Origin of the sequence: Aneurinibacillus aneurinilyticus ATCC 12856, from assembly GCF_000466385.1 — a bacterium.
GTDB classification, from domain to species: domain Bacteria; phylum Bacillota; class Bacilli; order Aneurinibacillales; family Aneurinibacillaceae; genus Aneurinibacillus; species Aneurinibacillus aneurinilyticus.
Genome location: NZ_KE952830.1, coordinates 23,178 through 42,516, shown reverse-complemented (window position 1 = coordinate 42,516; position 19,339 = coordinate 23,178). Strand labels below are relative to the sequence as shown.

Annotated in this window: 19 protein-coding genes; 16 read left to right on the top strand and 3 right to left on the bottom strand. The window is 46.0% G+C overall.

Annotated elements, in window-relative coordinates:
* Positions 1-57: 57 nt before the first annotated feature.
* A complete protein-coding gene (locus HMPREF0083_RS16420; RefSeq protein WP_021622707.1) occupies positions 58-1,647 on the bottom strand; it encodes a M2 family metallopeptidase in 1,590 nt (529 codons plus the stop codon).
* A 361-nt stretch (positions 1,648-2,008) separates the two neighbouring features.
* Here HMPREF0083_RS16420 and HMPREF0083_RS16415 point away from each other — a divergent pair, with 361 nt between their 5' ends.
* Together HMPREF0083_RS16415 and HMPREF0083_RS16410 are read left to right on the top strand one after the other, a co-directional pair.
* A complete protein-coding gene (locus HMPREF0083_RS16415; RefSeq protein ID WP_040303170.1) occupies positions 2,009-2,692 on the top strand; it encodes a TerC family protein in 684 nt (227 codons plus the stop codon).
* 153 nt (positions 2,693-2,845) lie between these two features.
* Positions 2,846-3,634: a hypothetical protein gene (locus HMPREF0083_RS16410; RefSeq protein ID WP_021622704.1), complete on the top strand. Its 789-nt coding sequence runs from the start codon at positions 2,846-2,848 to the stop codon at positions 3,632-3,634.
* A gap of 105 nt (positions 3,635-3,739) precedes the next feature.
* Here the strand turns inward: HMPREF0083_RS16410 and HMPREF0083_RS16405 are convergent, their stop codons facing one another.
* Both HMPREF0083_RS16405 and HMPREF0083_RS16400 read right to left on the bottom strand, forming a co-directional pair.
* On the bottom strand, positions 3,740-4,255 hold the full coding sequence (locus HMPREF0083_RS16405; protein WP_021622703.1) for a hypothetical protein: 516 nt from the start codon (positions 4,253-4,255) through the stop codon (positions 3,740-3,742).
* A 118-nt stretch (positions 4,256-4,373) separates the two neighbouring features.
* Positions 4,374-5,063: a class I SAM-dependent methyltransferase gene (locus HMPREF0083_RS16400; protein WP_040303167.1), complete on the bottom strand. Its 690-nt coding sequence runs from the start codon at positions 5,061-5,063 to the stop codon at positions 4,374-4,376.
* A gap of 225 nt (positions 5,064-5,288) precedes the next feature.
* On the opposite strand from HMPREF0083_RS16400, the gene HMPREF0083_RS16395 reads away from it, so the two are divergent.
* The 14 genes from HMPREF0083_RS16395 (at position 5,289) to feoB (ending at position 19,293) form a co-directional block, all read left to right on the top strand.
* On the top strand, positions 5,289-6,095 hold the full coding sequence (locus tag HMPREF0083_RS16395) for an inositol monophosphatase family protein (protein WP_021622701.1): 807 nt from the start codon (positions 5,289-5,291) through the stop codon (positions 6,093-6,095).
* Between the two features lie 202 nt (positions 6,096-6,297).
* Positions 6,298-6,777, top strand: a complete 480-nt coding sequence (gene queD / locus HMPREF0083_RS16390) for a 6-carboxytetrahydropterin synthase QueD (RefSeq protein ID WP_021622700.1) — start codon at positions 6,298-6,300, stop codon at positions 6,775-6,777.
* Positions 6,770-7,492, top strand: a complete 723-nt coding sequence (locus tag HMPREF0083_RS16385; protein WP_021622699.1) for a 7-carboxy-7-deazaguanine synthase QueE — start codon at positions 6,770-6,772, stop codon at positions 7,490-7,492. Before queD ends, HMPREF0083_RS16385 begins: the two co-directional genes overlap by 8 nt.
* A 14-nt stretch (positions 7,493-7,506) precedes the next feature.
* Positions 7,507-8,196, top strand: a complete 690-nt coding sequence (gene queC, locus HMPREF0083_RS16380; protein WP_021622698.1) for a 7-cyano-7-deazaguanine synthase QueC — start codon at positions 7,507-7,509, stop codon at positions 8,194-8,196.
* A 4-nt stretch (positions 8,197-8,200) separates the two neighbouring features.
* Positions 8,201-8,632 (top strand): preQ(1) synthase, encoded by a 432-nt coding sequence (queF, locus tag HMPREF0083_RS16375; RefSeq protein WP_021622697.1) that lies wholly within the window; start codon positions 8,201-8,203, stop codon positions 8,630-8,632.
* Positions 8,633-8,643: 11 nt separating this feature from the next.
* Positions 8,644-8,850 (top strand): YqgQ family protein, encoded by a 207-nt coding sequence (locus tag HMPREF0083_RS16370; protein WP_021622696.1) that lies wholly within the window; start codon positions 8,644-8,646, stop codon positions 8,848-8,850.
* 160 nt (positions 8,851-9,010) lie between these two features.
* Entirely contained in the window at positions 9,011-11,500 is a 2,490-nt protein-coding gene (locus HMPREF0083_RS16365) for a transglycosylase domain-containing protein (RefSeq protein ID WP_021622695.1), read from the top strand.
* A gap of 74 nt (positions 11,501-11,574) precedes the next feature.
* Positions 11,575-11,919, top strand: a complete 345-nt coding sequence (locus tag HMPREF0083_RS16360; protein ID WP_021622694.1) for a hypothetical protein — start codon at positions 11,575-11,577, stop codon at positions 11,917-11,919.
* A gap of 87 nt (positions 11,920-12,006) precedes the next feature.
* A complete protein-coding gene (locus tag HMPREF0083_RS16355; RefSeq protein ID WP_021622693.1) occupies positions 12,007-13,413 on the top strand; it encodes an RsmB/NOP family class I SAM-dependent RNA methyltransferase in 1,407 nt (468 codons plus the stop codon).
* Between the two features lie 88 nt (positions 13,414-13,501).
* Positions 13,502-14,230, top strand: a complete 729-nt coding sequence (locus tag HMPREF0083_RS16350) for a pseudouridine synthase (protein ID WP_021622692.1) — start codon at positions 13,502-13,504, stop codon at positions 14,228-14,230.
* Positions 14,231-14,370: 140 nt separating this feature from the next.
* Positions 14,371-15,846 carry an alkaline phosphatase family protein gene (locus HMPREF0083_RS16345; protein WP_040303192.1) on the top strand — a complete coding sequence of 492 codons (1,476 nt, stop codon included), beginning with the start codon at positions 14,371-14,373 and terminating at the stop codon, positions 15,844-15,846.
* 134 nt (positions 15,847-15,980) lie between these two features.
* The gene (locus tag HMPREF0083_RS16340) at positions 15,981-16,874 is read left to right on the top strand and encodes an NAD(P)-dependent oxidoreductase (protein WP_021622690.1); all 894 of its coding nucleotides are present in this window, start codon (positions 15,981-15,983) and stop codon (positions 16,872-16,874) included.
* Between the two features lie 185 nt (positions 16,875-17,059).
* Entirely contained in the window at positions 17,060-17,287 is a 228-nt protein-coding gene (locus HMPREF0083_RS16335; protein WP_021622689.1) for a FeoA family protein, read from the top strand.
* The gene (feoB, locus tag HMPREF0083_RS16330) at positions 17,284-19,293 is read left to right on the top strand and encodes a ferrous iron transport protein B (protein ID WP_021622688.1); all 2,010 of its coding nucleotides are present in this window, start codon (positions 17,284-17,286) and stop codon (positions 19,291-19,293) included. The genes HMPREF0083_RS16335 and feoB overlap by 4 nt, the downstream gene beginning before the upstream one ends.
* Positions 19,294-19,339: the final 46 nt, after the last annotated feature.

The following is a 19,339-nucleotide window of genomic DNA, read 5'->3' as shown; positions in this document are numbered from 1 at the left end:
CGACGCGTGCACCTTCTTTCTTCCATCTTATGGACAATCAACAGGCGTGATGTTGTATTACTTTATGAATTGTTGGATGAAATAATGTGGATTTAGTCCTTCGCCATTGGCGTTTTTTAGTAATTCATACCATGGTATTTGAGCACCCGGATGAAAAATACGGCGGATAAGATAGGCACCAGTGCTTTTCTTCTTCAAATAGGAATCGTTCCGCAACTCGTCTAATATCATAAAATGCAGCTGGGATGCCATTAGCTCGCCGAGAATGTAATTTTGATAATATACGGGTGCGGTACCGATATGGATTTTGGCGGCCCAGTCTGGTTCATTTCGTCCGTCCGGCTTTTTAATCAATTGAAAGCGTTCGACGAGTGACCACCATAGGGCATTCAAATCCTGATCAGGATTATGATACATCTCATGTTCAAAGTGCACCATAACAAGCCCCCAGCGCACGAAGATGAGCATGCTTAAGCTTAAGTATGCCTTTAGCTCCTGCCCTAGCCTTTCGGCTTCCTGTTGTGGAACGTCTGCATACAGTACAAGCCATTCCGGATTTTTGGTCAGACGTCCCATAAACATTGCAATGGCTTCTGTTGTAAGTGTATGGGCAGGGGTGCGCAGTAGGTACGGCAGCGTTCTGTCGATATATTTGTCATAGACCCCATGCCCAAGCTCATGCAGCAGCGTACTCATCCACCACTCATTGTTACGAATGTTGGCCAGTACACGGATATCTCCGCTGTGATCAATATCGATACAGTAGGCATGTTGATTTTTGTTCGGACGTTCGAAGAGATCACTGCGCTGTAGGATATCCTCAACGTCCAGTCCAATATCAGCAAAGAAGCGTTTTGTAATCTCGACAATATTCTTTTCTTTGAAATACGGGTCAAGCTGCACGTTTTCCAGTGGTGGAGCTTCCTGGAAAAAAGGATCCGCATAATGCCAGGGCATAATTTCGTCTACAGAGATGTTGAATGTGCGGGTTAACTGCTCATCGAGTTTTTGTTTCGCCTGACGGAACGGTTCGGTTGTTTCTTCTTCCAGCTTAGCAAGAATCGAGAACAAATCCTTTTCATCCAGTTCCTGAAGATGGAGAGACATCGCGTAATAATTCTTAAATCCAGCTTCTCGGGCAGCACGATTACGCAATTTAACAAGTTCAATAACGCGCTCTGCTACCTGAAATCCGATCTGTTTACTAGCTTCCCATGCCTTGCGTCGGATCGCCGAATCGGTTTCATTCTGTAAAATATCCTGAATCTCGTTGTCTGATATGGGACGCCCGTTGAAGGAGACCCGAAAACGGGTGAATTCACCCTCAATTTCGCTTTCTTTCCGCACGATATCAGAGAGGAGGGCTGCATCCGGTTGGTTAGGGATATACTCATGTTCAAGTAAAACAAGTTGCCGGTATAATAGTAAGTCCTGTTGAGATGTTTCGTGAGCCAGCCATTCTTTTAATGCTTCATAGTCTTCTTTACTAGAAAATAGACGAATCAGGTCCTGCCGGTATCCAATATATTGTTTTTCGTACTTTTCCTCCCCTGTGGTGGTTGCCTGCCAGTAGGCTTTTGAGGAAGCTGTAGCAAGGCTTTCCACTTGCCTGAGACGTGGGTTGAGGAATGAATTGATGGATGGCATAATCGAACCCTCTCTTTCGTGGAATGGTCATCTTCCTTTTATCGTATGACAAAAAAAATGTCTATTCAATCATTTTTAAAGCCGCGTGTTAGAGAGGTCAATTTATTTTATGGATTGACACATGGGTCTGATGGGTGTATTTTATAAATAACAAAATAGCCCATAGGGGAGTAGCTTTGAAAACGATAGTGTCGTCATTACGGGAACCTTGGCGGGGACCCCGGCTCTATCGGCAGCATATAATGTTGTAAGCAAGACCTGTGCCGTTTTTCGACCAGGTCTTTTTTGTGTTTTTTATAGGAATTTTTTTCCTTTTTCCGCTGTCTTCGTACGATTTAAATTTACAGAGGAGGAATGGTCAATGGAATTTTTGTCTGCGGAATTTTTTTCGATGCTTTTTTCCATTATTATTATTGATCTGGTCCTTGCTGGCGACAATGCGATTGTTATCGGGCTCGCATCTCGCAATCTGCCAAAGGAACAGCAGAAGAAAGCGATTATTTTGGGGACGGTAGGCGCGATTGCGATTCGTGCAGTGGCTACAATTTTTGTCGTTTGGCTGCTGAAAATTCCTGGGCTTCATCTTATCGGTGGCATCATTCTCGTTTGGATTGCGTATAAGCTGCTCATCGGTGAAGAAGAGGAAGGAAACATAAAGAGTAGCTCTTCATTGTTTGGCGCGATTCGCACTATTGTTATCGCAGATGTGATGATGGGGCTTGATAACGTACTGGCAGTAGCCGGTGCAGCACAGGGACATACTGGTATGGTAGTGCTCGGATTGTTCATCAGTATTCCACTCGTAGTCTGGGGCAGCCAGGTTATTATCAAGCTAATGGATCGTTTTCCTTTCCTTATTTATATCGGTGCAGGGGTACTTGCTTATACGTCGGCGAAGATGATGCTCTCAGAGAGCTTTATCCTTCCATTCTTTAACGAAAACCCGGTTGTAAAATGGATTGTTATTGCAGCAATAGTTGCAGGTGTTTTGATTAGTGGTAAAATAAGAAAAGACAGACAAGCGACAACGACGGCCTCTGCGTAATGTAGAGGCTTTCCTTTTGTTTGGACAAAGGTTTGAAAAATCGTACTTTCCGACCTTTACATGTCATCCTTAATTGTATTATGTAAGAAGAGACCGCCAAATCGTAAGAAAGATAGAGAAAGATGGTGATACAGCTTGGAGCCCCTTTCCCGCGTGGATAAATACCGTCAACGTAAAGAAAAGCGAAAAGGCGGACGCTCCCTTGTGTGGGCGGCGTTTGCGTTTTTGTACATAGTTATCATTTACATTCTTCTTTATTTTATTAAAGTTCCAGTCGATTATACGAAACGAATCGGCCTGGAGGCGGGGCTTTTTTTCTTAAGCGTCATTTTTCTCGATGCATATTTACAAGCGTTCACGACCATTTCCATCCGACCTGTTCAAAAGGTCGAAGCGCACATGACGCGTCCCAATCCCATTATCATCGCTTTCTGGGTCATTTCGCTATGCTATCATTTAAGCATAGGACTTTTAAGTTCGATGTATCTCCCAGATTGGATGTACTATATGGGCTTTGTGTTTACGCTGGCGTTGTTTATTGCAACTGTTATCCATTTCCTTGCATATTTCGCGTATAGCAAACGGGAGAGACAATGGGTTATGGAAGAACGGTATGCAAGTGATCAGCGCAGGGCATACGAGATAATACGCGATAGTCAGTCGCAATACTATTGGATTCGCGACGTGATGAAGAATAATGAAGAGGTACGGCAGATGATGCTCTGGAACAATTTTGACCGTAATTTAGAAGAGCGAATGTATGAGCTACAGCCATATTTTCAGCGCACGATTTTCACCAATAAAGATTTGGATAAAATTGCGGGCATTAGCGCCTGGTTGGATAATATGCGCCGCATTATCGAGGAGCATCCGAATTACAGTCCAGTCCAGGCATGTTCCGAAGAATTGCCGCTCAGAAGCAAAAGAAGACAGGATGAGTGAAAACAAACAGATCTTCGTAGCGATACGTTGACCAAACTGACGGAAAAGATGCAATTAGTAAAACACCGCTAAATAAAGAAGGCGCAAAATTTTGCGCCTTCTTTGCTATTTGTCGATTTCAAAGTATTCAATTTCGCCCTGGTTGTTCACTCGGACGGTAATGGTAACGGGATAGAGCTTGTCAGGAACAGAAGTAAAGACACTGCCTTCCAGGCGGTACATCGTTTTCCCGCCGTCCAGCTGGCTTTTTTCTTTCAATACAAGCGACGCCAGGGATGGCAAGTCTGTTGATTTCGGTTGCTGTTCTTTCTTCATTACGCTTGCAAGAAGTGCCGGTTTGTTGTTGCCGTTCTCTTCGATAAGAGAGGCGACATTCTTCGAGAGAATATTAACAGCAAGCTGTGCAATGGCTTGGTCAGCCGGAGCGGATTTAGGGCGGGAGGCTTCTTTCTCCCATTCGCTAATGGAATTTTGCTTGGTTTTCATTTGTTGTTTGACCCAGTTTTTTGCTTCGACGGTTTGTGCGGACGAAGCATTCTTGTCTATGGATGAACAGCCTGTCCCCACTGCCAGTAAGCTTCCCACGATGAAGAGGGAAGCTCCGATACGTTGCCACCTCATTGTGTGCATGTTCCTTTCTTAACGTGGATTTTTTATATCTGTTATAAAATTAGACGGTTAATAAGACGTTAAGTTGCTCCCATGCAAAAGAAATTCTCCTGAGGCCTCCGTACATTAGCTACGTTTCAAACGGGCGAGCATAAAACATCCACAGAAAGCTGAGTGCTTGACATAATTCCGGTGAAAGCGCCTTTGTCATTTCCGGTGTGACGCCACGCTTATAAACGCCTTCCTGATGAATGATTTCGTAGCCGTTTTCTTGAAGCAGGCGTCCGCATTCCCAGGGCATAATCGTATGAAGCACGACATCTTCCCCATACAGGCGTTTGTATCCGTGTTCACGAGGTGCGGCAGTCGGGCCGAGAATACCAAGCGCGAGCATGCCTCCGGGCCGCAAATGCTGCCGTAGGGTAAGTAACGTCTCGCGTGGATCGTTGGTCCATTCCACGACATTTATCGCCAGAATCGCCTGGAAGAAGCGTTCTTCAAACGGCAGCTTACGTAAGTCTGCCTTTACGAATGAGAGTGCGAGTTCTGGTTTTTTTCGTTCTTTTGCTTTGTTTATCATTTCTGCCGAGATATCAAGTCCTATTACTTCAAAACCTTGTTTTGCCAGCTTTGCGCTGCCATATCCGTCACCGCAGCCGGCGTCGAGTATCGGGCCGGATTCTGGGCGAATATATTGGGATAATATAGGTACAATTGTTTTGCGGCTGCCTGTCTCCCACATTTCCTCGCTGTTGGCCTGCCAATGGGCGGATATCTTGTTCCAGTGCGTTTCACATGCGGCGTGCCAGTTAAATGCCATGATACGTCCCCCTTTGCTTTGTTTATCACGTCTTAATGGACAGTGATTTTCCGCTGCGTGAAGCTTCACTTTATATCTGAAAAGTATCATAATTCAAACAGGAAAGCGAGAAAAACATCAGAAACACACTGCTTATATAGCTGAGAAAAATTTGCTTTATACCCGTTGAATAAATGGGGTAAAGTTATAAGAGGAAAGATGAAACGAAAGTGAGAGGCGAGAACCTTGCAGAATACGGAAATAAAAGAATGGGGATTGCTGGCAAAGCATTGTGCGCGAAGCGCGGAAAAGCTTATTGAAGACATGCTGTCCCGTCCATTGGAAGTCACATACAAATCTTCTGCGTCCGATCTGGTTACTTCCGTTGACCGGGCGGTAGAGCAAATGGTAATAGATGAAATTATAAAAAAGTACCCTGAACATGGAGTGCTTGGCGAAGAGGGTCTGGTAGCCTGTAAACCGTTTGATTTTGACACGGTCTGGATGGTGGACCCGATCGATGGAACGACAAATTTTGTTCATCAGCAACAGAATTACTGTATATCTATTGCTGCATATCATAAAGGTGTATGCCAGGTAGGTGCCGTCTATGATCCTACCCGTAAGGAATTATTCTATGCGGAACGCGGGGGCGGCGTGTTTCTTAATGATAGCCCTTTGCAAGTGGAACGAAATAAAGAGATGAAAGAAGCGCTATGGTCGACGAGTCTGTTCTGGAATCGGCGGGCGATGAAGAGCGGTCTTTCGGAGAAAGCGCAGCGTCTTGCCCATCGTTCGCGCGGGGTTCGTGTCTATGGCGTGGCTGCACTGGAGCTGGCCTATGTAGCAGCAGGAAGGTTGGACGCCTACATTAGCCTTGGGCTAAACCCGTGGGATTATGGTGCAGGTCTGCTGCTTGTTCAGGAGGCAGGCTGCCGGATTACAACGTTGGATGGCAACGAAGTTCCGTTTGGAGAACGCAGCAGTATTTTGGCGGCAAATCCGAATCTGTATGACTTTTTGCTTGAATTTTTAACAGAACATCCAGTATAATGAACGGGTGTAATTGAATACATCGTTGTTGTGTGGCGAAACCAACGTTAAAAATACCACCGGAGTATTGTCTATCCTATCCCCTGGTGAAGGGGATTTTTTATTGTAACAAAGACAAAAAAATGGGACCGCCATGTTAGGGGTCCCATTTTTATTTTCCGGAGGTGGGCCATAAGTTTAGAACAAGCAGGAGGGAATATACATGTCCGGATTCGAAATTCCGCGCAGTGTGCAGCTGCTATACGAAGACATTCAGCCGGAGCAGCTTCGTTACCACCAGCGCAGGGTGGCGCTTACGAAGGAATTTACGTTTGACTCTGCACATCATCTTCATCTATACGAAGGGAAATGTAAAAGTCTGCACGGTCATACGTATAAGCTGATAATTACGATGAGCGGATTTGTCGATGATATTGGTATTTGCGTGGACTTTGGCGATATCAAAAAAGTGTATGAACATACGATTAAGGCCCGGCTTGACCATAAATATCTGAATGAAGTACTCCCTCCCATGAATACGACGGCAGAGAACATGATTGTGTGGATATGGGAACAAATTGATGAGGAAATCGAGTACCGTGGCTGGAAAAAGCACGGTACACGCATTGAGGAATTAGTACTGTACGAGACGCCGACCAGCTACGCCACATTGAAACGGGAATGGATGGAAGACAATGATTGATATTGAGAAGCTTCGCAGAGACTTGAAGCTACCGATGGTCGAACTGTTCGAGACAGTAGAAGGCGAAGGTAGAATGGCGGGATATCCAACTACGTTCGTGCGTGTATTCAACTGCAATCTACGCTGTACATGGTGTGATACGCCCTATAGTTATGCGCCTGAGAAAGCCGCTTTCATCACAAGCATTGCAGAGATCGTAGAACGGACTGTATCGTATGGACACGGTGTTATTTGTCTGACAGGTGGGGAGCCGCTTATGCATGGAGTTAAGTCACAGTCACTCATCTATCACCTGTCGCAGCTGCCGACTGTATGGGATATTCATATTGAGACGAATGGAGCCATTGATCTGATGCCATTTAGCTCGCTGCGCGAACAGGATAGAAGCATGGGCAGCAAGGTTCGCTTTGTTATGGATTATAAGTTGCCGACGAGCGGTGAGACAGCGAAGATGCATCTTGAAAACTTTTTTATTCTTGGGCCGCAGGACGAAGTCAAATTTGTTGTCGGCGACGAAGCCGATTTTTTTCATGCACTGAATATTCTCGGGCAGCATCCGACCCAAGCTACTGCACTGTTTAGCCCGGTATGGGAGACGATGCCGCCTGCCGATCTGGCGGCACTTATTCTTCGTTATCGGCCACAGGAAGGAAGAGCCCGGTTGAATATGCAGATTCATAAAGTAATCTGGGACCCGGAAACACGAGGTGTGTAGGGAGGGGGAGCAATATGGAAAAAAAAGCGGTCGTCGTATTAAGCGGCGGTTTGGACAGTACAACATGTATGGGCATTGCCAAAGATGCGGGATATGAGCTATATCCACTCACGTTTTATTATGGGCAGCGGCATAATAGGGAAGTTGAACAAGCCAAGAAGATAGCAGATTTTTACGGTGTACCGGCCCATCGCCTTGTTAATCTGGATTTTCTGGGGCAAATTGGGGGGAGCGCGCTAACCGATACAAATATTGAGGTTCCGGTCGTACAGGCAAATGCGGCGGATGAGGAAGAAATACCAGCCACGTACGTTCCGGCACGCAACATGATTTTTCTTTCGCTTGCCGTAGCCTATGCGGAAGTAGTAGGGGCGGAGGTAATCTATATTGGAGTAAGTGCCGTCGATTACAGCGGTTACCCGGATTGTCGCCCGGAGTTTATCCGTTCGATGAATGAGACGGTACATTTGGCCACGAAGGCTGGTGCCAAGGGAACGGGTATTCGTATCGAAGCGCCGCTCGCGCATCTATCGAAAAAAGAAACGATTGAATGGGGGCTTGCGCTAGGCGTTCCGTATGAACTCAGCACGTCCTGCTATCAAGGTGGTGCCGAGGCTTGCGGCGAATGTGACAGTTGTCGCCTACGCTTGAAAGGATTTGCAGAAGCAGGAGTTAAGGACCCAATTTCTTATCAGAAAGGATGAATAAATGATGAGTCAAATACAGCACGATTATGATAAATACAATAAAATTCGCTTTGATACTCAGGACCGCTCTGCTATTATGGAGGAGATTCTGGAAACCATTCCATATGAATATGTGGGCAAGAAAACGGAAGTGACGATTCCGACGAATGAATTCACTTCTGTATGTCCATGGTCCGGCCTTCCAGATTTTGCGGATATTAAAATCATTTTTATTCCGAACGAAAAGCTTATCGAGATGAAATCGCTCAAATTTTACCTGACATCTTACAGGAATGTTGGCATTTACCAGGAGCATGTAACAAACAAAATTCTGGAAGATCTCGTAAAAGTAGCGGAGCCGCTGTATATGCGAGTGGAAGCGCTATGGAATGCTCGTGGTGGACTTGGGACGGAAGTTGTTGTAGAATACCGAAAGGAAGGATATGAAGGGTAGCGATCCGCTCAATGGATGGAATCAATAACATTCTGGATGTAAAGGCATTGCTTCGCCGGTTCGGCATTGTCATCTACATGGGAGACAGGCTAACCGACTATGAGATGTGGGAAGAAGAATTGCGCGAATTATACCAGGAGAGCATGATTGATATGGAAGAATTTCGTGCTGCGATGATGATCCTGCAAAAGGCGAAACGTAATGATGTAGACGTATAGAGAGAAAAAGAGCCTGCACCATGGCTCTTTTTTCGTTTCGGGGATCAGGAAGAAAATATCCGTTTTTTTGCAACTTTTTGCGGTTTTGTTCTGTATAAATATGTGTATTATTATGTATTGTTGTTATCCTTCTGTACATTATTAGGGGGTTAAACGAAACATGGAAAAACGACGTTCAAGAAAGCCAGCGAAAAAGCGAAAGTCATTCTGGAAAGGGCCTTGGGGCATCATCATTTTTATGACTGCGCTTTTCCTCGTCTTAAGTATCGGTGGATGTTCGGCGCTGTATGTGGCCGGAAGTCAGATGATTGACGAGAGCAAGCTGGAATTGAAGGAAACATCCAAAGTATACGCTTCGGACGGTAAAACAGAAATCGCCCGATTAGGAACGGAGGATAGGCAGCTTGTAACATTTGATAAAATACCGAAGCATGTTGTAGATGCATTTATCGCTACCGAAGACAATCGCTTTTATGAACATAACGGTATCGACCCAATCGGGATCGGACGTGCGATTGTCAAAGATATTATCAGCGGAAGCAAAGCGGAAGGGGCAAGTACAATTACCCAGCAGCTAGCCCGGAATATCTTCCTCTCCCATGACAAAACATTCATGCGGAAAACGAAAGAAATCATGATTGCAATGAATCTGGAGCGCCAATATTCTAAACCACAAATCATGGAAATGTATTTAAACGCCTTCTATGCAGGAAAAGGAAGGGTCGGTATTCAAGCCGCATCGAAATATTATTTCGGAAAATCGGTTGAGCAGCTCTCCCTAGAAGAGGGGGCAACATTGGCCGCGCTGCCAAAGGCGCCAAATACGTATAATCCGATCGACCATCCAGATAATGCTTTGAAGCGCCGTAACCTTGTTCTCTCGCTAATGGAGAAGAACGGCTTTATTACAGAACAGCAGAAAGAGCAAGCCCAGAAGAAACCGGTGAAAGTACAGGATAATCCGCCTAATAGCTCCAGGATTAGTGAAGAGTATCGAGCATATATTGACTATATGACCGACGAGGCGGAGAGTCAGCTAGGCATTACGGAAGATCAATTGTATTATGGTGGCTACAAAATCATTACGTACATGGACAGCAAGGCACAGAAGGCGATGTTTGAGGAATATAAGAAAGACAGTAATTTCCCGGGTGGTACCGATCCGAAGGTTCAGTCAGCCATGGTTATTATGGAGACGAAGACCGGGGGTATCACTGCTATGATGGGCGGACGCGACTATGTAAGAAAAGGATTGAACCGGGCAGAAATGAAAGTGCAGCCAGGCTCGACCCTTAAGCCGCTTATTGACTATGCGCCGGCGCTTGAAAAAGGCTGGACACCATATACGATAGTAAAAGATGAGAAAAAGACATACCGCAAATATCAAAACTGGACACCGAGAAACTACGGAAATGAAGGGTATGCCGGTAGCATTACGATGAACAAGGCGGTCGTAGATTCTCGAAACGCGGCGGCGGTGTGGACATTGAATGAGGTTGGATTGTCTACCGGAGTGAGCTATCTGAAGAAATTCGGCATTACACCGGAGCCGGAAGAAGAGAATTACTTGTCACTTGCGCTTGGCGGCATGCAGAAAGGGGCAACGCCGATTCAAATGGCTCAGGCGTATTCCACCTTTGCCAACAATGGTAAGATGAATAAGGCACACGTTATCAAAGAGATTCAATTCCGCGATGGCGGCTCTATATCAGAGCAGAAGAATGAAACACAAGTAGTAAGCCCGCAAACTGCCTACTATATGACAGAAATGTTGCAAAATGCGGTAAGGGAAGGAACCGGAAGAAAGGCGCGGTTCGGTCATCCGCTGGCGGGAAAAACCGGAACCCAGCAATATGACAGCAAAAAGGTGTCAAGAGGCACCCGCTACGCATGGTTTGTAGGCTATACGCCGGATTATGTCGGCTCGATTTATATGGGGTACGATGTGACGAACGACAAATATCATCTGCGGACGACGGGAGGCGCAGAGCCTGCCGCCCTGTTCAGTAAAGTCATGGCGAAGGCGATGGAAGATAAAGAGCGTAAGGATTTCGAACGTCCTGAAGGCGTGAAGCCTGCGGAACCGCCAGTATCACTTCCGTCAATTGGAGATTTGAGTGCCACCGTTGATGAAACCGGTCAGAATGTAAACATCAGCTGGGGCGGTACAAGAGATAACCGGGTGAAATATCGTCTGTATCGTTTCCTTGGTTCGCCATCTGAAAAAGAAATGATTGCCGAAACCGGATCGTCAGGCTATACGGATACGTTTGATGCGAGCAAAATGTACACATATGTGGTCGTACCGTACAACGCAGAGACAGGTGAAGAAGGAAACATGTCCAATATGGCGACTATAACGGTGCCGGAGCCACAGCAAGATCAATCGACTGATCCGAATCAGCAGACCGATCCGAATAACCCGAATACAACCGATCCGAATAATCCGGATCAGCAGACCGATCCGAACAACCCGAATACAACCGATCCGAATCAGCAAAATCCCGGCCAGGTGAATCCTGGTGACTCGAATCAACAGGGAACCGGCACAGGAATAGTTCCGCCCGGCCAAAATAATGAAAGAACGGGCAGAGGGAACGGGAAAGGCAACGGACGTAACGCGGCTTCAGGTGAGGGGAACAATCCGTAACTGTAAAGAAATGTCCGCAAATGGATAAGGATTTGTTATAATGGAGAACAAGGAGAAGATAAGGAGGGGTTGTTATGAATACAAGTCGGGATATTGCCCGTTTTTTTGAAGAGCAACTTTCCAATGCCAAGACACATTTCGAACGTGCGCTGGATTGTAAGCATACAGAGTTCGACGATCTGTATCCGTATATGAATGAACATCCCCAGTTTTTTTGGTACAAACGATATGTGGCCTGGCAGGAACTCCTGACAGTCGTTCGCCTCGCTAGAGATCTTGAGGTGGAATGGAAACACTTGTTCACTGAGCAACAGGCGAATTACATTGAATGTAAAGTGCTGGAAGCCCGGGTGCTTGACCATTGGTACGAAGGCGGCCTGCAAGAATTACAGGAAGAAGAGATTGGCGCTGACGAATAGAAATAACAGGTAGATACGCGAATAAATAGATGGAGGGAGCGTGGCTCCCTCCTTTTTCTGTGAAAAATTAAAGGAGGAAGAGGATGGATGAACATCCCTGAAGCTTTTGCAGCGAGAATGAAGAGCTTGCTCAGTGAAGAAGAGCATAGGGCATTTATTGCCTCGTATATGGAACCCCGTAGACAGGGATTGCGGGTGAATCGGTTGAAGCTTTCTCCGGACACTCTTCTTGCGCGGGTAGATTGGCCGCTATCTCCAGTCCCTTGGACAGAAGACGGCTTCTACTATCCAGAGAATTTGCGACCAGCCAAACATCCGTATTACCATGCCGGTTTGTATTATATCCAGGAACCGAGTGCGATGTCTCCGGCCTCTGTACTGGATGTTCATCCAGGGGAGAGAGTCCTTGATTTATGTGCAGCTCCTGGCGGCAAGACCACACAATTAGCTGCATCCCTGCAAGGAGAAGGTATCCTTGTAACGAATGATAATAATCCAAACCGGGTGAAGGCACTGGTGAAAAACGTCGAACTATATGGAATCCGTAATGCGGTTGTGACCAATGAAACTCCCGATAAATTAGCTGTAGTCTTCCCCGAATATTTTGATAAAATATTGGTCGATGCACCGTGTTCCGGTGAAGGAATGTTCCGTAAAGAACCGGATATGATGAAAAACTGGAGCGAGACGGCCATTGAGGCGTGCTGTGGAATGCAGCGTTCGATTCTTATGGATGCTGCCCGGATGCTACGTCCAGGTGGTCGCCTGCTTTATTCTACATGTACGTTTGCGCCTGAAGAGAATGAACAGATGATTGCGGAGTTTTTGGATAGGCATCCGGACTTCTCCGTCGTTCCGGTGTATATGCATGAAGGTTGGGAGAAGGGACGGCCTGAATGGACGAGAAGTGCCGTTTCTTATGCGCAGATAAGTGGAACTGCGCGTCTTTGGCCGCACCGTATAAAAGGCGAGGGGCATTATGTGGCTCTACTACAGAAAGCCGGTGAAATGACGGACCCTGCTCCAGCTTATTCAATGACAAAAGGAAAGAAGTCACTGGAAAAGGAATTGCCCGATTTCTATACTTTCGTGAAAGAAACGCTTCCCAATTGGAAAGGATTTGAAGATAGCCTTTTTACGCTAACGATGCATGACGACCGCGTATTTTTATCTCCAATGGGGCTTCCGGATTTGAAGCATCTACGGCTTGCCCGCCAGGGATGGCTGTTGGGTACGATAAAGAAAAAAAGATTCGAGCCTTCCCAGGCATTTGCTATGGGACTTCAGGCAACGGATGCGGCACACACGGTTTATTTCACGGCGAATGATCCTGACGTTATCCGGTATGTAAAGGGAGAAACGCTGATGATCCAGGCTGAAAAGGGTTGGAATCTGGTCTGTGTAGATGGGTATCCGCTTGGCTGGGCCAAAGGGACAGGCACATCGCTGAAAAATATGTATCCCGCCGGATGGCGCTGGATAGACGGTGCATAAAATGAAAATTCACCCAGTGGAGGATTATTGCCTGTTAAGGCGGGATACATGCAAAAGGACGACAGAGAAACAAAGGATGTGAAATACGATGAGGCTGGACAAGCTGCTTTCTAATATGGGATATGGTTCCCGTAAAGAGATTAAGAAGCTGTGCAAAAGTGGAGCGGTAAAAGTGGACGGCAAACCGATCAAAGACAGCAGTGCACACGTTGAACCAAATACGCAGGAAGTGGAGATTTTCGGAGAAATTGTTCGTTATCGAGAATTTGTATATGTAATGATGAATAAGCCGCAGGGCGTTATCTCGGCTACAGAGGATATGATGGAAGAGACTGTGGTCGATTTGCTAGACCCGGAATTTTTTGCGTTCGAAGTATTTCCGGTTGGCCGCCTTGACAAGGATACAGAAGGGTTATTGTTGCTTACAAATGACGGTAAGCTGGCACATGAGCTTCTTTCGCCTAGAAAGCACGTGCCAAAACGGTATTTTGCCCGGATTGAAGGCCGGGTGACAGAAGAAGATGGAAGAGCGTTTCGCAAAGGCGTAACGCTCGACGACGGGTATAAAACGCTGCCAGCTGAGTTAACGATTCTTGTTCAGGGAAGCATTTCCGAGATTGAGCTGGTTATTTATGAAGGAAAGTATCATCAAGTAAAACGCATGTTTGAAGCGGTAGGGAAAAAGGTTACGTATTTAAAGCGAATTGCCATGGGAAAATTAGAACTGGATGAAAATTTGGAGCCAGGGGAATATAGGGAACTGGCAGAAGAAGAACTGGATTTGTTACGCATGTCCGAGAAGATGACGGAAAAGTAAATAGATGATATAGGAAATAAACGCCCGGAAAGCTTATATGCTATCCAGGCGTTTATTTAAAATATGATACATCAGGGAGGGAAATGTAAATAGAAAGCATAGGGAATGAACATAATGAGAGGGAAGGCGGTGAAATGGAAATGGGTAAAAAACTTATTTTTATTTTAGTCGATTCGTTCATGCCGCATGTTCTGCAGGAAGCCAGGAATCGAGGCAGTGTTCCGGCACTTTCGTTCTTAGTGGAGCAAGGTGCGTATTGGGATCGCTGTGTGACTGTATTTCCTACCATGTCCGCAAGCGTGGATGCTTCTCTTAGCACGGGTGCTTATCCCGAAATGCATGGCATTCCCGGCCTTATCTGGTATTCGCGAAAGGAGAGGCGGGTGGTAAATTATATTAACGGTAGCAAATCAGTTTGGCGTATGGGGATGCAGAGGTGTGCGCACGATATATTGATCGGGTTAAATGAAACGCATATGCACAGAACTGTGTTTACTTTGTTCGAGGAGCTAGCACATCATGGTAAAACCTCTGCTTCCTTAAATTTTGCCGCACATCGTGGACCCCGCAAGTATCGCCTTCGCAAGCCCGGTTTGTCTAAAATTTTTCTTGCAGGCCTTCCGTCGGCACAGGTCAGTGGTCCTGATATTTGTACGGTTGGCCGATTTATTGAATCAGGCTTCATGCGTTCGCTAGGATGGAATTTTCATCATACAATGTTTCAGAGATACGGTTTGAACGATCGGTTTGCAATAGATGCTGTCTGTCGGCTTATCCGCAAGAGAAAACTTCCTGATTTGACGATGATTTATATGCCGGATATGGATTATGCCTATCATCGTAAGCCAGACAACGGACCACAAATTCTTGCCCGTGTAGATCGCCACATTGGCCGGCTGCTCAATAGTTTCGGAAGCCCTGAAAAAGCGATTGCGCAATGCAAATTTATTATCGTAGGAGATCATGGACAGACCAGAATCGGTGTTGAAACCGAGGCTACCATTAATGTAGCACAGCACTTCCAGGGGATGAAGATTGCACAAGCCGAATGCGTGCAGCCGCAAGAGGATGATATTGTCGTTTGTAACAATGAGCGTATGTGCTACTTTTATCCTTTGCAGGAAGGTGTCCAGAAAGAGGTTATAAAGCGACTATCTATGGATACACGTATAGATATTCTGGCCTGGAAGGAACGCAGGGGTGTTCGGATTGGATACGGAAAAAAGACGCTCTTTTTTGCCCCTGGCAAGGATATGAGGGATGAGTACGGCAGGGAGTGGAAGGTAGAAGGAGACTTAGCCATTGCAGATGCTGTACCAAGGGAGAATCCGGAAGATAGCGTCCCTATTCTTTTTTTTCGCAGCTATCCAGATATCTTTTCCCGTTTGTACGGTGCGTTATATGCTCAGGAAGGAGAAGTAGTTGTAGCGACTGCCAGACCGGGATACGAATTTTTTACACCAAACGATCCTATCCATAGAGGAGGGGCGTGTCACGGCTCATTGCACGAAACCGATTCGACGGTCTCGCTTATTATTACAGACGAAACGGCAGAACGGTTTGAACGTCCGCGCATTATTGACTTGAAATCATATATACTGCATAAATTTTGTTGAAATCGGCCGTGTCTTGCGAAGGGACAGGGCTATTCGTATTGATACTGCCTCCCTGATACATTTACGTTATAATAGGAACAGTATGCATTCATAAAGAAAACGATAGTTTTGTCGTATTAAAGGAGAGTAGAATAATGAGTAAACGGATCGGCTTTATCGGCCTGGGAAATATGGGAGTGCCGATGGCTTTGAATCTGCATAAAGCTGGATTTTATGTAACTGTATATAATCGTACGTATGAAAAAGCTCTTCCCCTGCAAGAGCATGGATTGGAAGTAGCAGAGTCGCTGGTTGATGCTGTGTGCGAAAAAGACGTTGTGATTACGATGCTGGCCGATAACAAAGCGGTCGAGGAGATTATCGCAGGCGATAACGGTATTCTCGATTACATAGAAGCGCCGACGTTGCTGGTAGATATGAGCACAGTTTCACCTGATATCTCATGCATGCTGGCAGATATGGCAAAAGAGATGGGAATTACTATGCTGGATGCTCCTGTATCCGGTAGCGTAAATGCGGCGGAAACTGCAAACCTTGTTATTTTAGCAGGTGGTCCAAAAGATGCGTTTGACACATTACAGGATGTATTCCAGGCAATGGGAAAGGAAAGCCTTTATTTTGGAGAGAATGGCAGTGGAGAAAAAGCAAAGCTTGTTATTAATCTATTGCTTGGGATGACCATGCAAGGAATTAGTGAGTCGCTTGTTCTGGCGGAGAAATTTGGTTTGGAACGCAGTACAGTGCTCGATATGATGCAACAGACAGCAGTTGCGACCCCATTCCTTGGGTTTAAAAGAGAACTTTTGGCGAAAGAGGAGTATCCGGCGGCTTTTGCGCTTAAACACATGCTAAAAGATTTCGGACTTGTGCTTGAACAGGCACACAAAAATGGTAGCGTGCTTCCGGCTACGTCCGCAGCATATCAATCATATGCTGCGGCGGCAAATCACGGCTTTAAAGATATGGACATGGCGGCTGTGTTCGCGGAGCTGCTTCATGCATCCGGCATAAAAAATAAAGGAAAATAAATGGAAATTATAGAAGGGAGCAGCGGTCTTGCGCGTTCCCTTTTTTCTATTTGGTAATTATTTTTTGCGAATAATAGTTTACGTACGCTTATTTACTGCATATAATCAAAATAAAAATGATAATTACTATCAACGAAAACGGCAAAAGAAAAAGATAGAGAGATGCTTGGATCGGGGGAAAGGATATGTGTTTAACCGATATCAAACCGGGAGAGAAAGTGAAAATTACCGGTACGACAAATATGGCGGAAAATGTACGCCGCCGCCTGCTTGACCTGGGGATTATGGAAGGAACCGTAGTTTGTATAAAACGCATTCTGCCATTCGGTGGACCGATGACGCTTGAGGCAGGCGGACAATGGATTGGCATCCGCCGCCGGGAAGCAAGTGCTATCCGGGTGGAGGCTGTATGATGAATATAGCATTAGCCGGGAATCCGAATACCGGAAAAACTTCTTTGTTTAACATTCTTACAGGTTCTTACGAATACGTAGGAAACTGGACAGGTGTTACGGTTGAAAAAAAAGTAGGCGTACTAAAAAGCAAACGGGGACAATTAATTGATTTGCCCGGAATTTATTCACTTAATCCACTTTCACAAGATGAAGGTGTGGCAACACAGTTTCTGCTTTCTGAAGAATTCTCCTCCATTTTAAATATTGTTGATGCCTCACAATTAGAGCGTAATCTGTATTTGACTGTACAGCTTCTCGAATATGGCAAACCGATTATTATGGGATTGAACATGACGGATGTAGCCAGGGGACGGGGCTATATCGTTGATGAACAGCAGCTGGCCTCGTTGCTTGGAATTCCCGTGTTGCCGATTGTTGCCAGGAGCGGGAAGGGCTGCGATGAATTGGAAGCATTTCTTGCCAAAGGATCGGATGTAAAATCAGAGCCACTACATATTGATTATGGAGCGACACTGGAAAAAGCGATCCATGAACTGGGCTCTCTTCTGCCAGAGTCTTTCGAGTTGCCGAAACGCTGGATGGCCCTGCAATTTTTTGAAGGAAATACGGTTGTATGTAAACGTTTGGAAAAGCATGTTGATTATGAGCGATTGACGGCGCTTGCTCAGGAAACGGAGAGAGCTGTATGCCAGGAAGCAGGAGCTTCTTCGTTACCGCATCACATTCGGCATGTGCGCAGTCGATTCATCTTAGGCATTTGTGAACAGGTAATTACGCGTACTAAACATATAGATTACACATTATCGGAACGTATTGATCGGATTACGACCCATAGCTGGTTTGGAATACCAATATTTTTGCTTCTGATGTTTTTTACGTTTAAGCTAACGTTTGATTGGCTGGGAACACCACTGTCCGATTGGCTGGATGGATTTATTACAGGACCTGTGAGAGATACTTTGTCGAATGCGCTGTATGCTGTTGGCGCTTCTGCGTTTATTAGGGCGGCTGTGCTTGATGGTATTGTAACCGGAGTTGGTGGCGTGCTTGTATTCATTCCACAGATCTTTATCTTGTTTTTTCTGATTTCATTTATTGAAGACTCCGGTTATATGGCCCGTGTGGCTATGGTAATGGATCGGTTGATGCAGGCAATTGGCTTGAATGGAAAAGCCTTCATTCCGATGATTATCGGTTTTGGTTGTAATGTGCCGGGCGTTATGGCAGCACGGACAATCGAACAGCCAAAAGAGAGGCTCCTGACGATTCTGCTAACGCCACTTATGTCCTGCTCAGCCCGTCTTCCGGTGTACAGCTTGTTTGTAGGTATTTTCTTTGTGAAAAACGAGGCGCTTGTCGTCTTATCGATGTATGTACTTGGCGTCGTAGTGGCACTTCTGTTGGCCAAGCTGTTTTCCGGTACGATTCTGAAACAAGAAGGGTCCATGTTCTTGATAGAACTGCCTCCCTATCGTTTTCCGCAGGGACGTACACTGCTCCGCAGTACGTGGGAGAAAGGAAAGGGCTTTGTTCGTAAAGCGGGAACGCTTATTTTTGGCGGCTCCGTTGTCATTTGGTTTTTGAGTTATGCGGGACCCGGTGGGCTTGGCGTAGATATGCAAGAGAGCTTCCTAGCAATGATTGGCGGTGTACTGGCTCCGTTGCTCATCCCGCTTGGTTTCGGAACGTGGGAAGCAGGAGCTGCACTGTTGACAGGTTTTTTGGCGAAAGAGGTCGTGGTGGCGTCCATGAACATTATTTATGCCGCACCGGATACAACGACGCTGCAAGGACTGCTTGCCGGACATTTTACGGCGCTTCAGGCATACAGCTTTATGGCGTTTATCCTGCTTTATGTACCGTGTATTGCCACGGTGGGAGTTATTCGTAAAGAATCCGGTTCCCCACGCTGGATGTGGTTTTCTATCGGCTATGCTCTTGCAATTGCCTATTTGATTTCAGTGATTATCTATCAGGGGGGTAAACTGCTCGGATTTCAATAAAGTAAAACTTCTATCAGCGGGGGGACTGCTGCCCGTTGGACCGGAA